At 71.5% G+C, this 21,785-nt stretch carries 18 protein-coding genes; 5 read left to right on the forward strand and 13 right to left on the reverse strand.

Features of this window, described 5'->3' with window-relative positions; translation table 11 throughout:
- Positions 1-9 precede the first annotated feature (9 nt).
- Positions 10-1,392 (reverse strand): glycoside hydrolase family 26 protein, encoded by a 1,383-nt coding sequence (locus L3078_RS16265; RefSeq protein WP_239754396.1) that lies wholly within the window; start codon positions 1,390-1,392, stop codon positions 10-12.
- A gap of 173 nt (positions 1,393-1,565) precedes the next feature.
- Between L3078_RS16265 and L3078_RS16270 the strand changes: the two genes are divergently transcribed.
- Complete coding sequence (locus L3078_RS16270) at positions 1,566-2,918, forward strand: carboxylate--amine ligase (protein ID WP_239754397.1); 1,353 nt, start codon at positions 1,566-1,568, stop codon at positions 2,916-2,918.
- Complete coding sequence (locus tag L3078_RS16275) at positions 2,918-4,177, forward strand: NAD(P)-binding domain-containing protein (RefSeq protein ID WP_239754398.1); 1,260 nt, start codon at positions 2,918-2,920, stop codon at positions 4,175-4,177. The genes L3078_RS16270 and L3078_RS16275 overlap by 1 nt, the downstream gene beginning before the upstream one ends.
- A 61-nt stretch (positions 4,178-4,238) precedes the next feature.
- On the opposite strand, the gene L3078_RS16280 is transcribed toward L3078_RS16275, so the two are convergent.
- From L3078_RS16280 to L3078_RS16290, 3 genes are all read right to left on the reverse strand, one after another.
- On the reverse strand, positions 4,239-5,318 hold the full coding sequence (locus L3078_RS16280; protein WP_239754399.1) for a chaplin family protein: 1,080 nt from the start codon (positions 5,316-5,318) through the stop codon (positions 4,239-4,241).
- 110 nt (positions 5,319-5,428) lie between these two features.
- Positions 5,429-5,686: a chaplin gene (locus L3078_RS16285; RefSeq protein ID WP_239754401.1), complete on the reverse strand. Its 258-nt coding sequence runs from the start codon at positions 5,684-5,686 to the stop codon at positions 5,429-5,431.
- 249 nt (positions 5,687-5,935) lie between these two features.
- Complete coding sequence (locus L3078_RS16290; RefSeq protein ID WP_239754403.1) at positions 5,936-6,349, reverse strand: rodlin; 414 nt, start codon at positions 6,347-6,349, stop codon at positions 5,936-5,938.
- 253 nt (positions 6,350-6,602) lie between these two features.
- On the opposite strand from L3078_RS16290, the gene L3078_RS16295 reads away from it, so the two are divergent.
- Positions 6,603-7,016, forward strand: coding sequence for a rodlin (locus tag L3078_RS16295; protein WP_239754405.1), 414 nt, complete (start codon positions 6,603-6,605; stop codon positions 7,014-7,016).
- A 115-nt stretch (positions 7,017-7,131) separates the two neighbouring features.
- Complete coding sequence (locus L3078_RS16300; RefSeq protein WP_239754406.1) at positions 7,132-7,542, forward strand: rodlin; 411 nt, start codon at positions 7,132-7,134, stop codon at positions 7,540-7,542.
- Between the two features lie 89 nt (positions 7,543-7,631).
- Here L3078_RS16300 and L3078_RS16305 read toward each other — a convergent pair whose 3' ends face one another.
- The 4 genes from L3078_RS16305 to L3078_RS16320 all read right to left on the reverse strand — a co-directional run bounded on the left by L3078_RS16305 (position 7,632) and on the right by L3078_RS16320 (position 15,019).
- Positions 7,632-9,557 (reverse strand): AMP-dependent synthetase/ligase, encoded by a 1,926-nt coding sequence (locus L3078_RS16305; protein ID WP_239760343.1) that lies wholly within the window; start codon positions 9,555-9,557, stop codon positions 7,632-7,634.
- 123 nt (positions 9,558-9,680) lie between these two features.
- Complete coding sequence (locus L3078_RS16310) at positions 9,681-11,309, reverse strand: vWA domain-containing protein (protein ID WP_239754407.1); 1,629 nt, start codon at positions 11,307-11,309, stop codon at positions 9,681-9,683.
- 159 nt (positions 11,310-11,468) lie between these two features.
- Positions 11,469-12,365 (reverse strand): ABC transporter permease, encoded by an 897-nt coding sequence (locus tag L3078_RS16315; protein ID WP_239754408.1) that lies wholly within the window; start codon positions 12,363-12,365, stop codon positions 11,469-11,471.
- On the reverse strand, positions 12,362-15,019 hold the full coding sequence (locus L3078_RS16320; RefSeq protein ID WP_239754409.1) for an alpha/beta fold hydrolase: 2,658 nt from the start codon (positions 15,017-15,019) through the stop codon (positions 12,362-12,364). The genes L3078_RS16315 and L3078_RS16320 overlap by 4 nt, the downstream gene beginning before the upstream one ends.
- Before the next feature lie 281 nt (positions 15,020-15,300).
- Between L3078_RS16320 and L3078_RS16325 the strand changes: the two genes are divergently transcribed.
- Entirely contained in the window at positions 15,301-15,465 is a 165-nt protein-coding gene (locus L3078_RS16325) for a hypothetical protein (RefSeq protein WP_239754410.1), read from the forward strand.
- 103 nt (positions 15,466-15,568) lie between these two features.
- Here L3078_RS16325 and mmsA read toward each other — a convergent pair whose 3' ends face one another.
- Genes mmsA through iolC form a run of 5 tightly spaced genes read right to left on the reverse strand, consistent with a single transcriptional unit; the run spans position 15,569 to position 21,703 of the window.
- Complete coding sequence (gene mmsA, locus L3078_RS16330; RefSeq protein ID WP_239754411.1) at positions 15,569-17,071, reverse strand: CoA-acylating methylmalonate-semialdehyde dehydrogenase; 1,503 nt, start codon at positions 17,069-17,071, stop codon at positions 15,569-15,571.
- 16 nt (positions 17,072-17,087) lie between these two features.
- Positions 17,088-18,989: a 3D-(3,5/4)-trihydroxycyclohexane-1,2-dione acylhydrolase (decyclizing) gene (gene iolD / locus L3078_RS16335; protein ID WP_239754413.1), complete on the reverse strand. Its 1,902-nt coding sequence runs from the start codon at positions 18,987-18,989 to the stop codon at positions 17,088-17,090.
- Entirely contained in the window at positions 18,986-19,834 is an 849-nt protein-coding gene (iolB, locus tag L3078_RS16340) for a 5-deoxy-glucuronate isomerase (protein ID WP_239754415.1), read from the reverse strand. The genes iolD and iolB overlap by 4 nt, the downstream gene beginning before the upstream one ends.
- Positions 19,835-19,841: 7 nt before the next feature.
- Complete coding sequence (locus L3078_RS16345) at positions 19,842-20,738, reverse strand: Cgl0159 family (beta/alpha)8-fold protein (protein WP_239760344.1); 897 nt, start codon at positions 20,736-20,738, stop codon at positions 19,842-19,844.
- Between the two features lie 14 nt (positions 20,739-20,752).
- On the reverse strand, positions 20,753-21,703 hold the full coding sequence (iolC, locus tag L3078_RS16350) for a 5-dehydro-2-deoxygluconokinase (RefSeq protein ID WP_239754417.1): 951 nt from the start codon (positions 21,701-21,703) through the stop codon (positions 20,753-20,755).
- Positions 21,704-21,785 lie beyond the last annotated feature (82 nt).

Below are 21,785 nucleotides of genomic sequence, written 5' to 3' on the forward strand. Positions count from 1 at the left end.
GTCCGCGGGTCACCGGTAGCGCGCCCACCAGTCCGTGCGGATGCAGAGCTTCCCGCCGATCCAGTACTCCACCCAGTCGCCCAGCTCCAGCGGCGAGCAGTTCGGCGGGCGTACGGGCGTGGTGGGAGCCGGCTTCGGCGTGGGGGTCGGCGTCGGGGTGGGCGTGGGTGTGGGCGTCGGCTTCGGGGTGGCGGACGCGTCCGTGTCACGGCCGAAGAGCATCGACCGGTACACCTGGGCCGCCTTCGGGTTGGCTGCGCACTGCCAGACACCGTGCGGGCAGTAGTCCGTGAGCGTGTTGTAGAGCGGCTTGTGCTCGTCCATCCAGGCGAGCATGCGCCGCATGTACTCCGGGTTGTCGCCGTTGCGGAAGAGTCCCCATTCCGCATAGGAGATGGGCTTCTTGTGCGCCTTCGCGAAATCGACGTGTGCCTGCAGACCGTACGGTTCCTTCACCTGCTCGTCGAAGGTGATTCCGCGCGGCTGGTCGTAGGAGTCCATGCCGATGATGTCGACCGTGTCGTCCCCCGGATAGCACTGCGTCCAGGGAATGGCGTCCCGGCCGCGGTTCGGGGTCCAGTCGAACTTGAACTTCTGGCCCGGCACCGCGCGCATCGTGGTGACGATCCTGTTCCAGTACTTCTTCCAGCTCTCCGGGTCGGGCCCGCAGCGATGGGTGTACGTGATGCCGTTCATCTCCCAGCCGAGCACGATCACCGTGTCCGGGATCTTCAACTCGACCAGCCGCTGCGCGAGTCGGCGGTAGTGGTGGTCGAACTGACCGGCGGCTGCGCGGCGCAGCAGCGCGCGGACCTCCCAGTCGGAGACGCCCTCCTCGTTGCGCTCCATCATGGGCACGTTGAGGACGAACATCCGGTCGTCCTCGTCGCGCCGCCACTCCGCCCAGGAGTCCAGGAAGCCGGGCAGCCCCTCGATGTTGGACCAGCGGTCGCCCGGCAGATAGGTGTGCGCCACCCGCAGGTCGGAGCCGCCGAGCCAGTCGCTCAGCTCGGCGATCCGGGCGACGCCACGGGGCCCGTAGTGCAGATAGGCGCCCATGGCCGGCAGCTGCTCCGGAGGCTTCGGGGTCTGGGAGGGAGTGGCCGGCAGGGGCGAGGTGCCCTGCGGCGCGACGGACGCGTTCGGGACGAGGGGTGCCGTCGGAGCGGCCGGGACCGTGGGGGCCGGAGACACCGTGGGAGTGGCCGGGGTCGTGGAAGTGGCCGGGGTCGCCGGAGCCGGTGGGTCGGTCACCCGGACCACCAGCTGCGTGCCCCCGGCGTACACCGGGACCGACGCGAGGGCGAACGACGCGACCACGCCGGCCGCGACGAGCGCCAGCCGTCTGCCGCGGGACCGCCTGTGCCGATGCCGCCGCTGTTGTGGAGCCATGTCCGCCCCTCTCTCCGCTTTCTTCACTTCACTGCTTTCCGCCGCCGATTTCCACCTACTGACAATCAGTCATACGAATACGAATTCCGCCAACTGGGGCTCCGGCCTTCGGGTGCCCGAATCGCCCGCACGGGTGACCCGACGTCAAAGAAATGTGCGAGGACCCCGACGAAATGAATGTGTCGCCGCTCGACACCCGCGTTCCGGCCGTACTGCTGCGGACGGACCGCAATCCCTTCCACCACGGAACCCTGGGAGCCGTACGGTCCTTGGGGCGGGCCGGGGTGGAGGTGCATCTGGTCGCCGACTGCGCGGCGAGCCCCGTGCGCAGCTCCCGGTTCATCCGCGCGACCCACACCCCACCCCGCCCGGGGGCCGGTCTCGACGAGTTCGCGCGCGTCCTGCGCCAGGTGGCGAACCGGGTCGGCCGCCCGGCCGTGCTGGTCGCCCTGGACGACGCGAGCGCGGTGGCCGCCGCCCGACTGCGCGCGGAGCTGACGGACCGTTTCCTGCTGCCAGCCGGGCCGCCCGACCTCGCCGAGCAGGTGGCCGACAAGGCCGAACTCGCCGTGCTGTGCGGGCGGCTGGGCCTCCCGCACCCCGCGACCGCCGTCCCCGACAGCGCGGCGGAGGCGGAGGCCGCCGCCCGTGAGCTGGGCCTGCCGGTGGTGGCCAAGTGGAGCCGTCCGTGGCTGCTGCCCGCCGGATCGGGACTGCGCAGCACGGTGGTGCTGCGCTCGGCCGGGGAGGCGGCGGCCCTGTATCGGCGTACGGAGCGGGCGGGCAGCCGGCTGCTGCTCCAGGCCTTCCTGCCGCCGGGGCTGGACCGCGACTGGTTCTTCCACGGCTACGTGGACCGTGCCGGAGTCGTGCGCTGCGGCGGGCCCGGCCGGAAGTTGGGCGCCTGGCCGCCCGGCGCGGGCCTGACCACGGTCGGCCGCTGGACGCCGAACCCCCAGGTGCAGGCCCTGGCGGAGCGGTTGACCGGCGCGCTCGGCTACCGGGGCGTGTTCGACCTCGACTTCCGCCGCGAGGGCCGGACCGACGTCTACCACCTGCTCGACTTCAACCCCCGTCCCGGCGCCCAGTTCCGGCTGTTCACGGACACCGCCGGTATCGACGTCGTACGCGCCCTGCACCTGGACCTGACCGGCCGTCGGGTGCCGGACGGGGCGCCGGTGCCGGGCCGGACCTTCGTCGTGGAGAACTACGCCCCGCTGACCGCGCTGCGCCCCCATCCGCTCCCCTGCCCGCCGTCCCGGCCGGGTGCGCGCGAGCTGGCCTGGTACGCGCGGGACGACCGCGCCCCCGGCCTCGCGCTGTGGTCCATGTGGCCGCGCCACGCGCTCGGCCGACTGCTGGCGCCCCGCGCGCCCGCTCCCGACCGGCACGTACGCGCCCCCGCCGAGCGCGCTCCCGACCATCACCGCGCCCCCGACGGCCACCGGGCGGAGAACAGCGCCCAGAACCGAGCCGGCAACCGCGCCGAGAAGCGTGCCGAGAACGAGAAAGCGAGCAGTGCCTGATGTACGACCTGCTGGTGGTGGGCGCCGGCCCGTACGGCCTGTCCATCGCGTCCCACGCCGCGGCCGCCGGGCTGAGCCTGCGCGTCCTCGGCCGGCCCATGGCGTCCTGGCGGGACCACATGCCGCCCGGCATGTTCCTCAAGTCCGAGCCGTGGGCCTCCAACCTCTCCGATCCCGAGGGGCGTTGGCGCCTCGACGTGTACTGCGCGCAGCGTGGCGTCGAGGCCCGCCACGGGCTGCCGATCCCGGTCGGCACCTTCGCCTCCTACGGGCTGTGGTTCGCCCGGAACGCCGTTCCCCCCGTCGACGAACGGACGGTGGCATGCGTCCGGCGCCGCTGCGGCGGCTTCGAGGCGGTCCTGACCGACGGCGACGTGGTCCGCGCCCGTACGGTGGTCCTCGCCGTCGGTGTGATCCCCTTCGTCGAAGTCCCGCCCGTGTTCCGCGAGTTGTCCGCCGACCGGGTCTCCCACAGCAGCCACCACCACGACCTCGGCCGGTTCCGCGGCAGGGACGTCACGGTGATCGGCGGTGGCCAGGCGGCACTGGAGACGGCCGCGCTCCTCGCCGAACAGGGCACCAGGGCCCGGGTGTTGGCCCGCTCCCCCCACCTCCGCTGGAACGACGTGCCACCCCCGCTGGTGCGCCCCGCGCTGCACTCGGTCCGCTCCCCGCACAGCGGCCTGGGCTGCGGCTGGCGCAACTGGTTCTATGCCGAGCGGCCCGGCTGGTACCGCCGTCTGCCTGAGGCGCGACGGGTGCGAGTGGCCGCCGAGGCGCTCGGACCCGCGGGTGCCTGGTGGCTGCGCGACCGCGTCGAGCGCACCGTCGAGGTACGGCTCGGCCAGGAGGTCGCCGTGGCGTACGAGACGGGCGACGGCGTGCGCCTGGAGACGGTCGACCGGAGCGGCGAGCTGACCTCGCTGGACACCGAACACGTCATCGCGGCCACGGGGTTCAGGGCCGGGTGCGACCGGCTGGATCTGCTCTCGCCGGAGGTGCGCGCGGACCTCGTGCCCCTGTCCGACGGCTCGCCCGCCGTCGGGCGGGACTTCGAGTCCACGGTCCCCGGCCTGTTCCTCGCGGGCCTGACCACGGCCGCCGGCTTCGGCCCCGCGATGCGCTTCGTGCACGGCGCGTCGTTCACGGCGCCCACCCTCGTACGAGGCGTGCGGCGGCGGCTGCGCTCAGGGGTGCCCGGCGGCCGGATCCCGGTGCCGGGGGCACGAGCCGACCTGGCGTCCACCGCCGGGTCGTGACGGGCCCGGGTGCCGGGCGGCGCGACGCGCCCCCGGCACCCATGGAGCGACTACCGTCCGGTCATCGGCCGGCTGCGGCCCGGCCCCGCCGGTAGACGATGGCCCCGCCCGCGATCAGCGCGAAGCTGGCGACCCCGGCGCCGATCAGCGCCTCACGGTCGCTGCCGGTCTCGGGGAGCGTGGGCGGCTTGGTGGGCGGCGTCGTCGGCGGGTGGGTCGGGGGGTGCGTCGGCGGCTTCGTGGGCGGGTGCGTCGAGTGCGGGGGCTTCGTCGGCGGAGTCGTCGGCGGTTTCGTCGTGTGCGGAGGCTTCGTCGGCGGATTCGTCGGCGGCTTCGTGGGATGCGGCGACTGCGTCGGGGGGTGCGTCGGCGGCTTCGTGGGCGGGTGCGTCGAGTGCGGGGGCTTCGTCGGCGGAGTCGTCGGCGGTTTCGTGGGGTGCGGGGGCTTCGTCGGCGGGTTGGTCGGCGGCTTGGTCGGGTGCGGGGTCTCGGTGGGCGGGTTGGTCGGCGGGTGGTCGCCGTAACCGCCTTCGGTCTCCTCGTCGTTCGGCTGGTCGCCGTAGCCGCTCGACGAGTCGTCGTGGTGTCCGTAGCCGCCGTCGTCCCAGTCCTGCGTGAACTCCTCGTACGCCGCGCCCTCGTCGTACGCCCCGTGCTGGTCGGGCGCCTGGTGAGCGTCGGGCTCCGTGTACTCCTCGTACGACGACGGCGCCCAGGGGTCCTCGGGTTCCGGCGCCGAGGAGACCGACTCGTCGGGCCCGGACGCGGGGGCCGGGGTGTACACGGGCTCCGCGACCGGAGCGGCACGCTCCGGGACGTTCTTGCTGCTCTTGGCGCTCTCGGTCTTCTCGGCCTGCTCGACTTTCTCGGCTTTCTCGGCTTTCTCCGAGGTGTGGTCGCCGGTGTTGCCGCACGCGTTGCCGACGGACGGATTGCCGAGGGCGGCCGCGTCGACGGTGTTGCCGCAGACGTTGACCGGGACGGTGACCGGCACCTCGACCGCGTTGCCCGAAGCCACGCCGGGCGAGTTCGCGGCGGCCCCGTGCGCGCCCGTGTCCGCGAGGACCGGCGTGCCGTAGAGGGACAGCAGGCCTGTCGTCGCGGCGGCCACGACCATTCTCTTGCGCAGGGTCTGTCGCATCTCGTGTTCTTCCTGCTCGCAGAAGTGGGAAAAGCCGGCCTTGGAGCCGTTGAGGACACTCCAAGACCGGCTGAGGCACAGCCGAGCGGCTGGTGCGAGGCGTTACGACGTCAGTCGTTGACGCACACGTTGCCGGCTGCCGGGTTGAGCAGCCCGATGATGTTGATGGAGTTGCCGCACACGTTGACCGGGATGTGGATCGGAACCTGAACCACGTTGCCCGAGAGGACACCCGGGGACCCGATGGCGGCACCCTTGGCCTCGGCGTCGGCGAAGGCCGGGGTGGCGATGCTCAGGGCCATGATCGCGCCGGCGACGACGGCAGCGCTCTTCTTGAGCTTCACGTCATTTCCTTTCTCTGCGGTCATGCCCGAATTGACGGCCGAAACCGAGCGAGCACAGCATGGACGGCTCGCATCATGACCTGCAGCCTGTGAAACGAGGCATAGACATCGGAAGAAACTTCCGAACGCGGAGGGTAGGGTAATTCACCCGATCGCCCCGCGAGATTGTCGGAAAGGCATATCGATGCCACCCGAATGGCGCGTCCGGGGGCAGACGAACGACTCGGGCCGAACGCCACCGCGCGCGACCCGAGTCGTTCGATGATTTTCCGATCAGTGCTTTCCGTCGCCGTTGCCGTTGTCCGAGAGAATCGGAATGTCGGACAGGATGTGCGACAGCGGCTCGTCACCCTTGGCCTGGGTGGAGTTCTCGGTGCACTGCTGGTTCTGCGGCGCCGACAGGATCGGGACGTCCTGCAGCACGGAGACTCCGGCGAGGAGGCCGAGGCCACCGAGGTTGCCCTTGACCGGCAGACCGACACAGGGCTTGTTCAGCGAGCCCTGGACCAGCGAGAGCTGCGGGCTCATGTCGCCCTTGGTCACCGAGTTGCCGAACGCCTGGCTGGCACCGTTGCCGCTGAACGAGGTGGTCCCACCGTCGTCGGCGAGCGCCTGGGGGGCGGCGGCGGCCGCGAGGCCGGTGATGGAAGCGGCGACCGTGACCGCGGCCATTGCCTTCTTGAGCATTTCGCGTTCCTTTCCTGGCGGACCCGCAGGTCCCTGCTCAGGCAGCAACGGTGACCCGCCTCCACCGGTTTCGACACATCACCCGTTCGGCCCGCTCGCACCGGCGAATTCCGGAGCACCGGCCAAACCTCGCACGCCCCGCTTTCACTCCGCCGCGTGGGCCGACGGAGTGAATCGGAGCAACCGGAAAGTCCTGCGGAAGTTGTCCATGGCGCTCCGGTGGAAACGGGGTTCTTCCAGAAGGGAATCGCAAGTGATCAAGAAGATGATGACCGCAGCGACGATCGCCGCCTCCGTCGTCGGAGCCTCGGCCGCCGCAGCGCCCCAGGCGCTCGCCGACGACGCCGGCACCACCACCTTCAGCGGGAACGACGCCCATCAGGTCTACGGCAACTCGGCCACGTACGGGAACATGAGCCCGCAGATGGCGCTGATCCAGGGCTCGTTCAACAAGCCCTGCATCGGCCTGCCCGCGAAGCTCAACCTCGGCGGCATCGGACTCATCGGGATCTCCGCGCTGCAGGACGTCCCGATCCTGTCGGCCCCGCAGAACCAGCAGTGCACCGAGAACTCCACCCAGGCCAAGGGTGACGAGCCGCTCTCGCACATCCTGTCCGACATCCCGATCCTCTCGGACAACGGCAACGGCAAGGACGGCGGCAAGTAACACCCGATAAGCCTCCTAATGCGCCAATAGGGGCAAACCGCGCAACTGTTGGCCGGACGTCAGGTTGATCAGAGCGCAACTCCGCAACGGAGTCCGCTTTCCGAAGGGATCCAACATGAACAAGCTGTGGGCCACCGCGGCTGTTGCTGCTTCCATTGCCGGCCTCGGTGCCGCGACCGCGCCCCAGGCGCTCGCGGACGACGGTGGGACCACCTCGTTCAGCGGCAACGGTGCCAGCCAGGCGTTCGGCAACTCGGTGACCAAGGGCGACATGAGCCCGCAGCTCTCGCTGGTCCAAGGCTCGCTCAACAAGCCCTGCATCGGTCTGCCTGCCAAGCTCAACGTCGGGGGCATCGGAGCCCTCGGGATCTCCGCGCTGCAGGACGTCCCGATCCTCTCCGCCCCGCAGAACCAGCAGTGCACCGAGAACTCCACCCAGGCCAAGGGTGACGAGCCCCTGTCGCACATCCTGTCCGACATCCCGATCCTCTCGGACAACGGCAACGGCAAGGACGGCGGCAAGTAACACCGACGCCACCACCGGACGGACACGAGCGGGTCGCCGAGTTCATCGGCGGCCCGTTCTTCGTGTGTCCGAACACCGTCGCCCCCGGCTCACTTCCTGGCGTACAGCGACTCGATCGCCGCCGCGTACGCCGTCGTGACCGCGTGGCGTTTGACCTTCATGGAGGGGGTGAGCAGGCCGTTGTCCTCGGTGAACTCGCCTTCCACCAGCTTGAACTCGCGGATGGACTCGGCGCGGGAGACGGCTTGGTTCGCGTAGTCGACGGCCTGTTGGACGTCGGCGCGCATCCGGGGGTCGGTGACGATCTCGGAGAGCGGGGTGTCCGGGGGCATGCCGCGGACGTGCAGCCAGTGGGTGACGTCCTCGGGGTCGAGGGTGATGAGGGCGGCGACGAAGGGGCGGTTGTCGCCGACGACGATGCACTGCCCGACCGGGGGACGGCTGCGCAGCCGGTCCTCCAGGACGGCCGGGGAGACGTTCTTGCCGCCGGAGGTGACGAGGATGTCCTTCTTGCGGCCGGTGATGGTGAGGTAGCCGTCCTCGTCGAGCGCGCCGAGGTCGCCGGTGGCGAACCAGTCGTCGGTGAGGGCGGCGTCGGTGGCGACCGGGTTGTTCCAGTAGGTGCCGAAGACGATGGCGCCCTTGATGAGGACCTCGCCGTCGTCGGCGATGCGGACGGCGGTGCCGGGAACGGGCTGGCCCACTGTGCCGGGGCGGGGCTTCAGCGGCGGGACGATGGTGGCGGCGGCGGTGGTCTCGGTCAGGCCGTAGCCCTCGTAGACGATGATCCCGGCGGCGTAGAAGAAGAGGTTGAGGTCGCGGTCGAGGGGGGAGCCGCCGCTGATGGCGTAGCGCATGCGGCCGCCGAGCTCCTTGCGGACGCGGCGGTAGACCAGCAGGTCGTACAGGGCCCAGGCGGCGTACAGGCCGGGGGTCGGGCCGGGGCCCCGGTCCAGGAACTTGTCGAGGTAGGCGCGGGCGAAGCGGACGCCGAGGCGGTGGGCTCGGTCGAAGGAGGCGCCGCGGCCGAGGCGTTCGGCGGTGGCGCGGCCGGTGGCGTGGATCCGCTCGAACAGGTACGGGACGCCGACCAGGAAGGTGGGGCGGAACCTCTTGAGCGCGGGCCGGAGTTCGTCGGGCTTGATGCTCGGGCAGTGGCCGATCTCGATGCGGGCCAGGAGACAGGCGATCTGGATCGTGCGGCCGAGGATGTGGGCGAGGGGGAGGAAGAGGAGGGTGGAGGCGACCTGGCCGGAGATCTCCTTGAAGATCGGGTGGAGCAGTTCGACCGTGTTGGCGGCCTCCGCGTGGAGGTTGGCGTGGGTGAGGACGCAGCCCTTGGGGCGGCCGGTGGTGCCGGAGGTGTAGCAGATGGTCGCGGCCGTGTCGGGGGTGAGGGCGGCGCGGCGCTTGGTGACCTCGTCGTCGAGGACGCCCCGGCCCAGGTCGGCGAGGTGGGCGAGGGCCTGCCGGTCGATCTGCCAGACGTGCGGGGGCTGGGAGTGGCGGGCGGTGGCGGTGGCGACGGCCTCCGCGTTCTCGGGGGTCTCCACGACCACGAAGCGGCAGCCGGAGTCGCGGACGATCCACTCGATCTGGTCGGGCGAGGACGTGGCGTAGACGGGGACGGACTGACCGCCGGCGGCCCAGACGGCGAAGTCGAGGACGGTCCACTCGTAGCGGGTGCGGGACATCACCGCGACCCGGCCGCCGGGTTCGAGCCCGGCGGCGATCAACCCCTTGGCGGTGGCGGTGACTTCGCGGACGAAGTCGGTGGCGGTGACGGGGTGGTAGGCGCCGTGGTGGTCGGCACGGCGCAGCACCACCGCGTCGGGGGCCTCGGTCGCGTTGACGTACGGCAGGTCGGCGATGCTGCCGCCGCTCAGGCGGGGCGCGAGGGCCGGGGTGCGTGCCTCACGGACGACGCCCCGCTCGTCCCGGACGACCTCGACCTTGACGCGGTCGGTGAGGCCGCCTCGCTGTTTCGCCTTGTTCAAGTCCTTGCGTACGCCCATCACCACTCCCCGAGGCCCCATGACCGGTTCATTACCGACGAGTCAACTTACCGGTGCGTAAGGAATTTTCAATGGTTTCGGCGACTCCGGGCGGCCGGGGCGGGGCGGCCCGGGTCCGGCGAGCTAGCCGAGCAGGGTGTCCGCCGTCCTGATCGCCTCGGCCAGGTCGTAGAGGTCCTTGTCCTCGCGGTCCCGGGCCAAGTCGTCGGCTCGGTGGCCCAGTTGGCGGAGGGTGGGGCGGGCGGGGAGGTGGGTCCAGCGGGTGTCCTGGCGGCGGAGGGAGTCGGCGAAGTACGCGGCCACGGCGGCGACGCGGAGGCCGTGCGGTGAAGAGCCCCACAGGTCGCCGTGGAGCGCCGAGGCCTCCAGGCCGGCGGATTCCTCGTGCGGGGTGCGGGAGTCGGGGTCGAGCCAGCGGACGGTGGCGGTGGCGAGGTGGCCGTCCTCGGTGCCCTCCTCGGTGCGGACGGCGTAGAGGGCGGTGACGGTGTGGCCGGGGCCGACCTCGCCGCCGTCGACACGGTCGTCGCGGAAGTCCTCGTCGGCGACCTGCCGGTTGTCGTAGCCGATCAGGCGGAACTCCTCGACCGTCGCCGGGTCGAAGGAGACCTGGACCTTGGCGTCGCGGGCGGTGAGGTCGACGTGGCGCGGGAGTTCCTCGCAGAAGACCTTCTCGGCCTCCTCCTCGGTGGAGACGTAGGTGGTGTGGCCGTCGCCCCGGTCGGCGAGCTGTTCCATGAGCTCGTCGCCGTAGTCGCTGCCGACACCGACGCCGAAGAGGGTGATGCCGTGCTCGCGGCGTTCGCTCGCGATGCGTTCGAGGATGGTGTCGGCGTCGGTGGCGCCGGTGTTGGCGAGGGCGTCGGACAGCAGCACGACCCGGTTGGTGGCGCCCTTGCGCAGGCCGTCGACGGCGGTCTCGTAGCCGGTCTCGACGCCCGCCGCGAGGTTGGTGGAGGCGGTGGGTTCCAGGCTGTCGACCGCGTCCAGTACCTGGTCCCGGTCGTCGTCGAGGCGGGTCATCGGCAGGACGGTCTCGGCCTGGTCGCTGAAGGTGACGATGGCGACCGAGTCGTCGTCGCGCAGCCGGTTCGTCATCGTGCGCAGGGCGTCCTGGGCGAGGTCGAGGCGGCCCGGTTCGGCCATGGAGCCGGAGACGTCGATGACGAAGGTGAGGGCGGCGGGCGGGCGCTCGCTGTCGCCGCCGGCGGCTCGGGTGGCGAGGCCGACGCGGACCAGGGACCAGGTCCCGTCACGGCCGTCGTCGTCCGTCCGGGCGCCGTCGACGGTCACCGAGAAGCCGTCGCCGTCGGGGCGTTCGTAGTCCTGGCGGAAGCTGTTGACGAATTCCTCCGGGCGCACGGTCGCCGGGTCGGGCAGGCCGCCGTCGTCGAGGGTGCGGCGGGCGTAGCCGTAGGAGGCGGTGTCGACGTCGAGGGCGAAGGTGGACAGGAAGTCGTCGGGGGTCGGGGCGATGTCCTGGGGCTCGCCGTCCGGCTCGCCCTCCCGCTGCTCGCGGGGCCCGGTGCCCTCGGGGGCGGGGGCCGGGAAGCCGTCGTCGGGACGGCTCTCGCCCTTGCCCCGGTCGTACGAGGAGGAGTCGCCCTGCCCGTCGACGCTGCCGCTGCACCCGGTGAGGAGGAGGGCGCCGGCCGTGCCCAGGGCGAGGAGCGCGGTGCCGAGCCGTCGCCGGTGTCGTGGTGCCGTCGGCCGCGGCCTCGTCGTCGGACTGGTCCTGCGATACGTGTGCATCCGGGCCCCCTAGCCACGTCATCTGTCGCCTTTTCGTGGGCGACTGTTGTGACTGTGACGGCGCGGGGGGCCCGGACGTGCGCTACGGGGAGTTGCGGATCCGTCTCGAAGCGGCCACGGCGGGGGCCCGTCGAGACCGGTAGGTGATCTTCCGTTGACCTAGGAGACGACGTCCTTGCGGCCGAAACCCCTGAAGGCCAGGGCGAACAGGACCAGGGCGTACGTTATGGAAATCGAGACGCCCTGGATCATGTCGGTGTACTCGGGCTGCGGGCGGACCACGTCCAGCCAGGCGTACTGCCAGTGCGTGGGCAGGAAGTGGCGCCAGTCGCCGAGGGCGGTCACCTCGTCGAGGACGCTGCCGACGATGGTGAGGCCGACGGCGCCGCCGACCGCGCCGAGCGGCGCGTCGGTCCTCGTGGACAGCCAGAACGCCAGGGCGGCGGTGACCAGTTGGGACACGAAGATGTACGCCACGGTGATCACCAGGGCCTGCGCGGCGGCACCGGCGGCGAGTTCGCCGCCGGTCGGCAGCTGCAGCGGCCCCCAGCCGTAGGCGGCGGTGCCGACGGCGAGGGCGACGACCGGCAGCAGCACCAGCGCGGCGAGGCTGAGGGTGAGTCCGACGACGAGCTTGGACCACAGCAGCCGGGCGCGGGGCACGGGCGCGGCGAGGAGGTAGCGCAGGGAGGACCAGCTGGCCTCCGAGGCGACCGTGTCGCCGCAGAACAGCGCGACGGGGATGACGAGGAGGAAGCCCGCCGCGGCGAACAGGTTCACCGCGGCGAAGTTCGCGCCGGACGCCGTGGCGGTGTCCATCAGGTTGGTGCGGTTGTTGCCCTCGCCGGGCGAGCCGCCGACCTGGAAGGCGATCAGCAACACCAGCGGCAGGGCGAACAGGATGCCGAACATGACCATCGTGCGGCGGCGCTTGAGCTGGCGGACCAGCTCGACCCGCAGGGGGAGGGTGCGGCCGGCGCGGTAGCCGTCGGCGACCTCCACGGGCCGCTCGGACCCGGGTTGTGCGTGCTCGGCACGCTCGGCCAGCGTGCTCATGCGGACTCTCCGATCAGGGTGAGGAAGGCGTCTTCGAGGCGGCGGTGGGGGCCGACCGACGCCACGGGGACCTCCAGCCGTACGAGTTCGGCGACCAGGCGCTGGGCGCTGCCGTCGGCGCCGAGGCGGACCACCAGGCCCTCGTCGGCGCGGACGGCCGAGTCGACGCCCGGCAGGGCGGCGATCTTCTCGACGACCGGCTCGTCCACGGGCTCGGACGTGCCGACCAGCAGCGTGTCGCCGGAGCCGACGATCTCGCTCACGGGGCCCGCCTGGACGAGCTGCCCGTGGTCCATGACGACCAGATGCGTACAGGTCTGCTCGACCTCGGCCAGCAGGTGGCTGGAGACGATGACCGTGCGGCCGGCGGCCGCGTACCGGATCATGACCTCGCGCATCTCGCGGATCTGTGGCGGGTCGAGTCCGTTGGTCGGTTCGTCGAGGATCAGCAGGTCGGGCAGGCCCAGCATGGCCTGGGCGATGGCCAGGCGCTGGCGCATGCCCTGGGAGTAGGTGCGGACGGCGCGGGCCAGGGCGTCGCCGAGGCCGGCGATCTCCAGGGCCTCGTCGAGGTGCGCGTCCTCGGCGGGGCGGCCGGTGGCGGCCCAGTACAGCTCCAGGTTCTCGCGGCCGGAGAGGTGCGGGAGGAAGCCCGCGCCCTCGACGAACGCGCCGACCCGGGAGAGCACCGGGGCGCCCGGCACGATCGCGTGGCCGAAGACCCGGATCTGGCCGCCGTCGGGCTGGATCAGGCCCATCAGCATGCGCAGGGTCGTCGTCTTGCCCGCGCCGTTCGGCCCGAGGAGGCCGAGGACCTGGCCCTTCTCGACGCGGAAGGAGAGGTCGCGGACGCTGTAGCGGTCGCCGTTCCTGTACTTCTTGCTCAGGTCGGTGATCTGGAGCGGGACCTCGGCGAGCGCCGGGTCCGGGGCCGGGGTGACGATGCGGCGGCGTCCGGTGACCAGCAGGATCGCGGCGATCACGGCACCCGCGATCGGCAGGTACCAGACCCAGGCGGGCAGCACGTCCGTGCGGTCGGCCCGGCCGAGCGGCGTGGGCACCTCCAGGTCGCCCTTGAGGGAGACGGTGTACGTCGCCGGGGTCGTCGGGGAGGCGTAGCCGAGGTCGGTGGAGGCGAGGACGAGGCGGAGGCTGTGGCCGTCGTCGAGTTCGTGGTCGATGGCGGGGAGGGTGAGCGTCACGTCCTTGCCGGCCTTGGCGCCCTCGACGCGCAGCGGCTCGACGAGCTGGGACGGGAGGACCTGGGACCTGCCGTCCGGGCCGACGTCGTACACCTTGGCGAAGAGGACGGCGTCCTCGCTGGTGGACTTGACGTGGACCGTCGCCGTGGGCGAGCCGGTGATCTGGAGGTCGTCGGCGACGGGCTTCGACTGGAACGCGGCGAACTGGCCGGGGAAGTCCAGGGAGATGCTGACGCCGAGCGTGGAGAGCTGGGCGAGGCCGCCGGCCGCGCCGAGGCCGGGGAGCGCGGAGATGCCGGGCGGGTTGGCGCCGGCCGGGTTCTCGAAGCTCTGCTCACGGCCCGCGAGGGCGATCTTCGTGGGGTCGCTCTCCAGGCCCGGGTAGGTGTCGTCGGTGGTGCCGGCGAGGCGGGGTTCGCCGTCGCCGGAGCCGGTGCCGAGGGTGCGGGTGACACGGAACGCGGAGCCGGTGTCGGCGCCCTTGTCGTCCTTGAGGTAGCGGTCGAACCAGGCGTCCGTGCGGGCCTGGACCCGGCCGGTCTCCATGTCGCCGCCGTCGTGGCCGCCGGAGATCCAGTCGACGTCCACGGGGGCGCCGTTGGCTTTGATCGCCTTGGCGGCGGCGTCGGCCTGACCGAGCGGGAAGAGGGAGTCGGTCTGGCCCTGCATCAGCAGGGTGGGCACCTTGATGCGGTCGCCGACGGCCTCGGGGCTGCGCGCGTCGAGCAGCTTCACGGCCTCCGCGTCGGGCTGTCCGGACTCGGCGACCCGCTGGTACATCTCGCACAGCTGCGTCTCGAACTTCTCGCAGCCGCCGCCGGTGTTGACGAAGAGCCCGGCCCACAGCTTCTTGAAGACGCCGTTCGGGAAGAGGGCGTCCGCCAGGTTCCAGTACGTGATCGCGGGCGCGATGGCGTCGACGCGGTCGTCGTACCCGGCGGTCAGCAGGGCGATCGCTCCGCCGTAGGAGGCGCCGGCCATGCCGAGGCGCGGGTCGCCCTTCTTGTCGAGCCGCACCTCGGGGCGTTCCGCCAGCCAGTCGATCAGCTTCGAGACGTCGGCGACCTCGCCCTTCGGGTCGTTGAGGCCGATCTTGCCGGTCGACTTGCCGAAGCCGCGGGCGGACCAGGTCAGCACCGCGTAGCCGTCGCGGGCGAGGTCCTCGGCCTGGTCGCGGACGTCGTTCTTGCTGCCGCCGAAGCCGTGGCCGAGCAGGACGGCCGGGCGGCGGCCGTCGCCGCCGGAGGTGAAGTACGAGGTGTCGATGCGCACGCCGTCGGCCGTCTCCATGGACTGGTCGGCGCGTTTCACCGGCGCCGCCTCGTCCGAGGCGGTGGCCGTCCAGGTGCCGGCCCCGGCGAGCACGACGACGGCGGCCGCGGCGGCGACGACCCGCCGCGGCCTCCGCCGCAGCGCTCCGCGCAGTCGCGGCCCGGTCAGTCGAAGATCCATGCGTCAACGGTACGGGGCGGTACCGGTGCCCCATGGCCCCCTGAGGGGGGAAGAGTGGGACATCCCACGGTCGTACGGGGGGAATTCGGCATACAGCGGGTGCGGTATGCGGGGGCGCGCGACGGACCTGACAGCAACCTGATAAGTGGCCCTTCGGTTCGCTCCGCACACCGGTGCGGCGCGCGAAAGTTACTTGAAGTTTCACATTGACTCGTGGGCCAGTGATCCAACAAGCTGATGATCTATCGCAACCCCCACTGCGCGAAGGGATCGACGCAGCGATGCAACGACTCATCACCAAGGCCCTGACCACGGCCGCGGTCACCGCCGCCCTGATCGCCACAGCCGTCGGCGTCACCTCCGCCGACACCGGCCGGACGCCGTCGAACGGTCACTCCGTCTCGGCGGCGTGCTGGCCGAACACCCCGTGCTGGAAGAATTGGTAGCCCAGGGGCCAGGCCGGCGGCAGGGGCGGCTCGTCCGACCGCCCCGGGAGACGTGACAGAGGGGCGGCCGGTGCACGGCCGCCCCTCTGTCACGTTTCAGGGCTCAGTGGTTGCGCGGGAAGCCCAGGTCCACGGCCGAGGGACCGTCGGCCGGGTCGGGCCAGCGGGTGGTGACGACCTTGCCCCGGGTGTAGAAGTGGGTGCCGTCGTTGCCGTAGATGTGGTGGTCTCCGAAGAGGGAGTCCTTCCAGCCACCGAAGGAGTGATAGCCGACGGGGACCGGGATCGGGACGTTGACGCCGACCATGCCGGCCTCGACCTCCAGCTGGAAGCGGCGGGCGGCGCCGCCGTCGCGGGTGAAGATCGCGGTGCCGTTGCCGAACGGCGAGGCGTTGATGAGGGCGATGCCCTCGTCGTAGGTGTCGACGCGCAGGACGGTCAGCACCGGGCCGAAGATCTCGTCCTGGTACGCCTTCGCGGTCGTGGGCACCTTGTCGAGGAGCGAGATGCCGATCCAGTGGCCGTCCTCGTAGCCGTCGACGGTGAAGCCGGTGCCGTCGAGGACGACCTCGCAGCCCTCGGCCGCCGCGCCGGTGACGTACGACGCCACCTTGTCGCGGTGGACGGCCGTGATCAGCGGGCCCATCTCCGAGGTCGGGTCGTTGCCGGGGCCGATCTTGATCTTCTCGGCGCGTTCGCGGATCTTCTCCACGAGTTCGTCGCCGATCGCGCCCACCGCCACGACGGCCGAGATCGCCATGCAGCGCTCGCCGGCGGAGCCGTACGCCGCGCTCACAGCGGCATCCGCCGCCGCGTCCAGGTCGGCGTCCGGGAGGACCAGCATGTGGTTCTTGGCGCCGCCGAGGGCCTGCACGCGCTTGCCGTTCGCCGAGGCCGTGGTGTGGATGTAGCGGGCGATCGGGGTCGAGCCGACGAAGGAGACCGCCTTGACGTCCGGGTGCTCCAGGAGGCGGTCGACGGCCACCTTGTCGCCGTGGACGACGTTGAAGACGCCGTCCGGCAGACCCGCTTCCGCCAGCAGCTCGGCGATCTTGATGGAGGCCGACGGGTCCTTCTCCGACGGCTTCAGCACGAACGTGTTGCCCGTCGCGATGGCGATCGGGAACATCCACATCGGGACCATCGCCGGGAAGTTGAACGGCGTGATGCCGGCGACGACACCCAGCGGCTGGCGGATCGAGGAGACGTCCACGCGGCTCGCGACCTGCGTCGACAGCTCACCCTTCAGCTGCACGTTGATGCCGCAGGCCAGGTCGACGATCTCCAGGCCGCGCGCGACCTCGCCGAGCGCGTCGGAGTGCACCTTGCCGTGCTCGGCGGTGATCAGCTCCGCGATCGCGTCCCGGTTGGCGTCCAGCAGCGCGCGGAACTTGAACAGGATCGAGGTGCGCTGGGCCAGCGACGACTGGCCCCAGGTGGCGAAGGCCTCCTTGGCGGTGCGGACCGCCGCGTCGACCTCGTCGACGGTCGCGAAGGCGACCTTGGTGGTGACCGCGCCGGTCGCCGGGTCCGTGACCGGCCCGAACGTACCCGACGCGCCTTCGACGGTCTTGCCGCCGATCCAGTGGTTGACGATCTTCGTCATTCCAGAAACTCCTTGCTTACAGATGGCGGCGTCGGGTTGAGACGTGCCGGTCGTACTCCTCGCGTGCCTTGACCGCCGACGCGCGGGTCGCGGTCTCGGCCACAGGTACATCCCACCAGGCCTGCGCGGGAGGCGGGCCCGACACTGTGTCTGCCGTTTCGGTCTCCACGTAGACACAAGTGGGAGTGTCGGCCGCCCGTGCCTCGGCGAGGGCGGCGCGCAGGTCACGGACCGTCTTGGCGCGCAGGACGCGCATGCCGAGACTGGCCGCGTTGGCGGCGAGGTCCACGGGCAGGGGGGCGCCCGTGAACAGGCCGTCGTCCGGATTCCGGTGGCGGTACGCGGTGCCGAACCGCTCGCCGCCGACCGACTCCGAGAGGCCGCCGATGGAGGCGTACCCGTGGTTCTGCACCAGCAGCACCTTGATCGGGACGTTCTCCTGCACGGCCGTGACGATCTCGGTCGGCATCATCAGGTACGTGCCGTCGCCTACCAGTGCCCACACGGGGCGCCCGGGAGCGGCCATCCGGACACCGATCGCGGCCGGGATCTCGTACCCCATGCAGGAGTAGCCGTACTCCAGGTGGTACTGGTCCCGCGACCGGGACCGCCACAGTTTGTGCAGGTCACCGGGGAGGGAACCGGCCGCGTTGATGAGGATGTCGGACTCGTCGACGAGCTCGTCGAGGAGGCCGAGGACCTGGGCCTGGGTGGGCCGGGTGTCCGGTTCGTCGGCCTCGTAGCAGGCGTCGACGCGGTGCTCCCAGCGCTGCTTGTCCTCCGCGTACTCGGCGACGTACGCGTCGGCGACCCGGTGGCCGTGCACCTCCAGCGCCTCGGAGAGCGCTTCGAGACCCGCCCGCGCGTCCGCGACCAGCGGCAGACCGGAGAGCTTGTGGCCGTCGTAGGGTGCGATGTTGAGGTTGAGGAAGCGGACGCCGTCGGCGGCGAAGAGGGTGTTCGAGGCCGTGGTGAAGTCCGTCCAGCGGGTGCCGACGCCGATCACCAGGTCGGCGGTGCGGGCCAGTTCGTTGGCGGTCGCCGTTCCGGTGTGGCCGATGCCGCCCACGTCCTGCGGGTGGTCGAAGCGGAGGGAGCCCTTGCCGGCCTGGGTGGAGGCTACGGGGATGCCGGTGGCGTCGGCCAGTTCGGCGAGCGCCTCCTCCGCGCGGGCGTGGTGGACACCGCCGCCGGCGACGATCAGCGGGCGGCGGGCGCCTCGGATCGCGTCGATCGCGGCGGCCAGTTCGGCGACGTCCGCCGCCGGCCGGCGCACGGTCCAGGTCCGCTCGGCGAAGAACTCCTCCGGCCAGTCGTACGCCTCCGCCTGCACGTCCTGCGGCAGGGCGAGGGTGACCGCGCCCGTCTCGACGGGGTCGGTGAGGACGCGCATCGCCTGGAGCGCGGCCGGGATCAGCGCCTCGGGGCGGGTGATCCGGTCGAAGTACCGCGACACCGGGCGCAGGGTGTCGTTGACGCTGATGTCGCCCGCGTACGGCACTTCGAGCTGCTGGAGGACCGGGTCCGCCGGGCGGGTGGCGAAGATGTCGCCGGGGAGGAGCAGCACCGGGAGGTGGTTGATGGTGGCGAGGGCCGCGCCGGTGACGAGGTTGGTGGCGCCGGGGCCGATGGACGTCGTCACCGCGTGCGTCGACAGCCGGTTCGACTGGCGGGCGTAGCCGACGGCCGCGTGCACCATCGACTGCTCGTTGCGGCCCTGGAGGTAGGGCATGTCGTCGGCGTACTCGACCAGCGCCTGGCCGAGGCCCGCGACGTTGCCGTGGCCGAAGATGCCCCAGGTGGCGCCGATCAGCCGCTGCCGCTCGCCGTCGCGCTCGGTGTACTGGGCGGCGAGGAAGCGGACGAGGGCCTGGGCGACGGTGAGCCGCGTGGTGGCCGTGGTCGTGGTCGGGCTCATCGGTACCCCTCCGTGTGGTCGGGGTGGAAGCAGATCTGCCACTTGCGCTCGGGCCCGGGGCCCGCCATCACGTTCAGGTAGTACATGCTGTGGCCGGGCTGCGCGATGGACGGGCCGTGCCAGCCGTCGGGAACGAGCACCGCGTCACCGGAACGGACCTCGGCGAGCACCTCGGCGCCGCCCTCGCGGGAGGGCGACACGCGCTGGTAGCCGAAGCCGTTCGGGCCGTCGATCTCGAAGTAGTAGATCTCCTCGAGTTCGGTCTCCTCGCCCGGCCGGTTCTCGTCGTGCTTGTGCGGCGGGTACGAGGACCAGTTGCCGCCGGGGGTGATGACCTCGACGGTGATCAGCTTGTCGCACGCGAAAGCGTCGGCGGAGGCGAAGTTGCGCACCTGACGGGCGCAGGTGCCGCTGCCCCGGTCCTCCACGGGGACCTCCGGCGCGGGGCCGTAACGAGCGGGGAGTCGTCGCTCGCACTTCGCTCCTGCCAAAGCGAAGCGGCCTCCCGCGCCGGAGGCGATCTGTACCCGGGCGTCGCGGGGCGCGTACACGAAGTCGGAGACTCCGGCGAACACGCTCTCCCTGCCCAGGATCTGAAACTCCGTGACCCCGTCACCGTCTGAATTGCCCGGTTCCTCCGACACCTGAACCGTACAACCGCCGCCCAGGGACAGCACGATCCACTCACTGTCCCCGGTCGTGAAGGTGTGCGTCCCGTCCGGTCCCAACTCCACGATCCTGAGGCTGCTGTGGGTCCAGCCCGCCCTCTTCGGATCGATGTCGAGGGTGTACTGGGCGTTCGCGGTGGCGCCCTTGGGTACGTACAGCTCGGTCTTCTGTGTCATGCGGCCCTCACAACAGTCCGACGGCGGTGTCCACGGCGGCGGTCACGTCGTCGTCCGCCGGGTAGAGCAACGAGCGGCCGACCACCAGGCCCTGCACGGTGGGCAGTTGCAGCGCGCCGCGCCACTTCTCGTACGCGCCCTCCTGGTCCTCGCCGACGTCGCCGCCGAGCAGGACGGCGGGCAGCGTCGAGGTCTCCATGACGCGGGCCATGTCGTCGGGGTTCTCGGTGACGGGCACCTTCAGCCAGGTGTACGCCGAACTGCCGCCGAGGCCCGCCGCTATGGCGATCGACTTGGTGACGGCCTCGGCGCTCAGGTCGTTCTTGACCTTGCCGGTGGCCGGGTCGCGGTGGCTGATGAACGGCTCGACGAACACGGGGAGTCGGCGCTCGGCCATGGCGTCCACGGCGCGGGCGGTGGACTCCAGGGTGGTGAGCGAGCCCGGGTCGTCGTAGTCGACGCGCAGCAGGAGCTTGCCGGCGTCGAAGCCGAGGCGCCGCATGTCCTCGGGGCGGTGGCCGGTGAAGCGGTCGTCCAGTTCGAAGCTGGCGCCCGCGAGGCCGCCCCGGTTCATCGAGCCCATGACGACCTTGCCGTCGAGGGCGCCGAGGAGGAGCAGGTCGTCGAGGATGTCGGCGGTCGCGAGGACGCCGTCCACGCCGGGGCGGGACAGGGCCAGGCACAGTCGTTCGAGGAGGTCGGCGCGGTTCGCCATGGCGAGCTTGCGGTCGCCGACGGAGAGGGCGCCACGGGCCGGGTGGTCGGCGGCGACGATCATGAGCCGGCCGGAGTCGCCGATCAGGGGGCGCCGGGTGCGGCGGGCGGCGGCCTCGGCAATCGCCTCGGGGTGGTGGACCCGGGTGCGGACGAGGGCGGAGACGTCTACGGGACCGAGGGGGCCCACGGGGCGGGTGGAGGTCACAGGACCGCTCCCGCCGCGACCGCTGTCTCGATCTCATCCACCGTGGGCATGGCGGAGGAGCACTCCAGACGGGAGGCGACGATCGCGCCGGCCGCGTTGGCGTACCGCATGATCTTCTCCAGGTCCCAGCCTTCGAGCAGGCCGTGGCAGAGGGAGCCGCCGAAGGCGTCACCGGCACCGAGGCCGTTGAGGACGTTCACGGGCAGCGGCGGGACCTCGGCGGACTCGCCCTTGCTGTTGACCGCGAGGACACCCTTGGGGCCCTGCTTGACGACCGCCAGTTCGACACCGGCGTCGAGCAGCGCGCGGGCGGCGGCCTGTGGCTCGCGGACCCCGGTGGCGACCTCGACCTCGTCCAGGTTGCCGACGGCGACGGTGGTGTGCCGCAGGGCCTCCTCGTAGAAGGGGCGGGCCTCGGCCGGGTCGGTCCAGAACATGGGGCGCCAGTCGAGGTCGAAGACCGTCGTCCCCGCCTTGGCGCGGTGGGCGAGCGCGGCGAGCGTCGCCGTGCGGCTGGGCTCCTCGCTCAGGCCCGTGCCGGTCACCCAGAAGATGCGGGTCCCGGCGATCGCGTCGAGGTCGAGCTCGTGGGCATCGATCTCCAGGTCCGGGGCCTTGGGCCTGCGGTAGAAGTACAGCGGGAAGTCGTCCGGCGGGAAGACCTCGCAGAAGGTGATCGGGGTCGCGAGGCCCGGCACCGGGGTGACCCAGCGGTCGTCCACGCCGAAGTCGCGCAGCGCCTGGTGGAGGTAGTCGCCGAAGGGGTCCTCACCGGTGCGGGTGATGACGGCGGTGGTGCGGCCGAGTCGGGACGCGGCCACCGCGACATTCGTCGCCGATCCGCCGAGGAACTTCCCGAAGGACGTCACCTGCGGCAGCGGGACGCCCGTCTGCAACGGGTAGAGATCCACACCGATCCGCCCCATGGTGATCAGGTCGTACGCCATCGAGTTCCCTTCACGCGCCGGTTCCCGTCAAGGTCTAGTCGCGTGGGAGCGGCCCTGTCAATACTTTGTCCAGACATTCGGA

This window comes from Streptomyces deccanensis, from assembly GCF_022385335.1.
Classification (GTDB): domain Bacteria; phylum Actinomycetota; class Actinomycetes; order Streptomycetales; family Streptomycetaceae; genus Streptomyces; species Streptomyces deccanensis.

Excerpts from the sequence above, each read along its gene's own strand:
- L3078_RS16270 (WP_239754397.1), top strand. The coding sequence starts at position 1,566 with ATGAATGTGTCGCCGCTCGACACCCGCGTTCCGGCCGTACTGCTGCGG.
- L3078_RS16315 (WP_239754408.1), bottom strand. The coding sequence starts at position 12,365 with ATGAGCACGCTGGCCGAGCGTGCCGAGCACGCACAACCCGGGTCCGAG.
- mmsA (WP_239754411.1), bottom strand. The coding sequence starts at position 17,071 with ATGACGAAGATCGTCAACCACTGGATCGGCGGCAAGACCGTCGAAGGC.
- iolB (WP_239754415.1), bottom strand. The coding sequence starts at position 19,834 with ATGACACAGAAGACCGAGCTGTACGTACCCAAGGGCGCCACCGCGAAC.
- iolC (WP_239754417.1), bottom strand. The coding sequence starts at position 21,703 with ATGGCGTACGACCTGATCACCATGGGGCGGATCGGTGTGGATCTCTAC.
- iolD (WP_239754413.1), bottom strand. The coding sequence starts at position 18,989 with ATGAGCCCGACCACGACCACGGCCACCACGCGGCTCACCGTCGCCCAG.
- L3078_RS16320 (WP_239754409.1), bottom strand. The coding sequence starts at position 15,019 with ATGGATCTTCGACTGACCGGGCCGCGACTGCGCGGAGCGCTGCGGCGG.
- L3078_RS16285 (WP_239754401.1), bottom strand. The coding sequence starts at position 5,686 with ATGACCGCAGAGAAAGGAAATGACGTGAAGCTCAAGAAGAGCGCTGCC.
- L3078_RS16290 (WP_239754403.1), bottom strand. The coding sequence starts at position 6,349 with ATGCTCAAGAAGGCAATGGCCGCGGTCACGGTCGCCGCTTCCATCACC.
- L3078_RS16275 (WP_239754398.1), top strand. The coding sequence starts at position 2,918 with ATGTACGACCTGCTGGTGGTGGGCGCCGGCCCGTACGGCCTGTCCATC.
- L3078_RS16310 (WP_239754407.1), bottom strand. The coding sequence starts at position 11,309 with ATGCACACGTATCGCAGGACCAGTCCGACGACGAGGCCGCGGCCGACG.
- L3078_RS16305 (WP_239760343.1), bottom strand. The coding sequence starts at position 9,557 with ATGGGCGTACGCAAGGACTTGAACAAGGCGAAACAGCGAGGCGGCCTC.
- L3078_RS16280 (WP_239754399.1), bottom strand. The coding sequence starts at position 5,318 with ATGCGACAGACCCTGCGCAAGAGAATGGTCGTGGCCGCCGCGACGACA.
- L3078_RS16265 (WP_239754396.1), bottom strand. The coding sequence starts at position 1,392 with ATGGCTCCACAACAGCGGCGGCATCGGCACAGGCGGTCCCGCGGCAGA.
- L3078_RS16300 (WP_239754406.1), top strand. The coding sequence starts at position 7,132 with ATGAACAAGCTGTGGGCCACCGCGGCTGTTGCTGCTTCCATTGCCGGC.
- L3078_RS16325 (WP_239754410.1), top strand. The coding sequence starts at position 15,301 with ATGCAACGACTCATCACCAAGGCCCTGACCACGGCCGCGGTCACCGCC.